Below are 2,017 nucleotides of genomic sequence, written 5' to 3'. Positions count from 1 at the left end.
GGAATATACAAAACATATAAAAGCACAGAAGAAATAAAAGCGATGAACAACGAAGAAATACAGATTATATATTCCAACATGAAAAACTATCTATCAGACAAAAGAACACACATAAACTACTAAAGGTGGAAAGGTATTTTAAGCTATTTTAAAGTATAAAAGGTATAAATACCTAAGTAAGCTATATAAACATCAAAATAAAGCATTCCACCACCAAGAGCAATAAAATAAAAACAATCAAAGGGAAGTATAGAAAAATTAAAGCCTATACTTCCCTTTTTTTAATTCAAACAAAGGAGAGAAAACATGATAAACGAAGAAATAAGCAAAGAAGCAGGTCAAGCAGCACAAACCATAATAACATACACAATAAAGGCAGCAAAAGAAACAATCAACCTAGAAAAAGAAATAAGAAAAAAGATGAATGATACTTTAGAAAAAGCAAATGGAAACCTAAAAAGTCTTATGGGCGATGAAATGAAACTAAAAGACCTCTACAAAAAAGGACAACTAGAAAATATAAGCATAGATCAAAGCGACCTCAAAGACTTAAAAAAAGAACTAAACAAACTTGGAGTAAGTTTCTCAGTAATGAAAAACAAAGAAACACAAAACTATGAAATATTCTTCCAATCCAAAGACATAAAAGTAATGGAATATGCCTTTAAACAAGTCATAGCCAAAGAAAATAAAAAAGAAAAAGAAAGTATCCTAAAACAAATAAAGAAATACAAAGACCTATCCAAGAACAAGAATAAGACAAAAGAAAAAGTCAAAAGAAAAGTAAAAGAAAAAGTAAAACCAAATAAAAAAGATATGACCAGAGAAATCTAAGGGAGTAACGAAAAGTTACACCCTTAGAACCCCACAATAACAAGACTTCCGAAAAGAAGAAGTCCAGAATTCCGAAAATCGGAAATCAAGAAAGGAGCAGATATGGCAGCAAATAAAAGATATTATTAGATAAAATTAAAAGAAGAATTTTTCACAGACAAAATAAACAGAGTACATTGTCCTTAATGAGTCCAACCCATGTTCGATAATAGATAGAGAAAGATATAGAGATAGAAAAGATTTAATATTTTTGGTATAATTATAGAAATTATACTTTGAAAATATGATGGATAATTGGCTTAAGAGCTGTAAGCTAAATGAAATAAAGAAAAAATGGTTACAAGTTGTAGCACCCAAAATATATAGGAGGTGAATTTTGTGGCAGAGCAAAATAAGGAAATTGTAGTTATAGATGAAACTACAATTAAAAGTAAGATTTATTATATACGAAATCAAAGGATTATGCTTGATTTTGAGTTGGCTGAAATCTATGGATATACAACGACAAGATTTAACGAACAAGTAAAAAATAATTCGGAGAAATTTGATGATGATTTTATGTTTCAGTTGACGAAATCAGAGTTTGAAAACTTGATATCGAAAAAATCGACATCAAGTTGGGGTGGTCGTAGAAAACTACCTTATGCTTTTACAGAGCAGGGAATATATATGCTCATGACTGTATTAAGGGGAGAACTTGCCGTTAAACAGAGCAAGGCTTTAATACGAATGTTTAAGCAAATGAAAGACTTTATTATAGAAAATCAAGATTTTATCAGCTCAAAGGAATTAGTTCAAATAGCAATTCAAACAAATCAAAACACAAATGATATTGCAAGGATAGATAGTAAGATTAACACATTAGCTACTAAAGAAGATTTGAAAAAGGTAATGGACAATTTTATAGATCCGGAAACATATAAACATTTCCTCTTGATGAATGGAGATAAGATAGAAGCTGATGTTGCCTATACAAAAATATATAAATCAGCAAAGAAAAGTATTTATGTTATAGATAACTATATAGGACTTAAAACATTAGAACTTTTAAGAGCTGCAAGAGATAAGACTCAAATCGTAGTCTTTAGTGATAATGTCAAGAACAAGGATATGCTTACAAAAAACATCTTAGATGATTTTAGAAAAGACTATCCTAAAATAGACCTGAAACTGAAAATAGCGG

2 protein-coding genes are annotated in these 2,017 nt (G+C 29.3%); both read left to right on the top strand.

The annotated features are described in order from the left end of the window. Positions 1 to 306: 306 nt before the first annotated feature. Positions 307 to 834, top strand: coding sequence for a PcfB family protein (locus tag HMPREF0072_RS10035; RefSeq protein ID WP_004830152.1), 528 nt, complete (start codon positions 307 to 309; stop codon positions 832 to 834). 378 nt (positions 835 to 1,212) lie between these two features. Then, positions 1,213 to 2,017, top strand: an 805-nt coding sequence (locus tag HMPREF0072_RS10030) for an ORF6N domain-containing protein (protein ID WP_039931453.1), incomplete at its 3' end; no start/stop codon positions are given.

It is taken from the genome of Anaerococcus lactolyticus ATCC 51172 (assembly GCF_000156575.1).
Taxonomy (GTDB): domain Bacteria; phylum Bacillota; class Clostridia; order Tissierellales; family Peptoniphilaceae; genus Anaerococcus; species Anaerococcus lactolyticus.
This window is presented reverse-complemented; position numbering and strand designations above follow the sequence as displayed.

What these genes read in the sequence shown, in the direction of transcription:
- HMPREF0072_RS10035 (WP_004830152.1), top strand. Translation starts at nt 307, where the DNA reads ATGATAAACGAAGAAATAAGCAAAGAAGCAGGTCAAGCAGCACAAACC.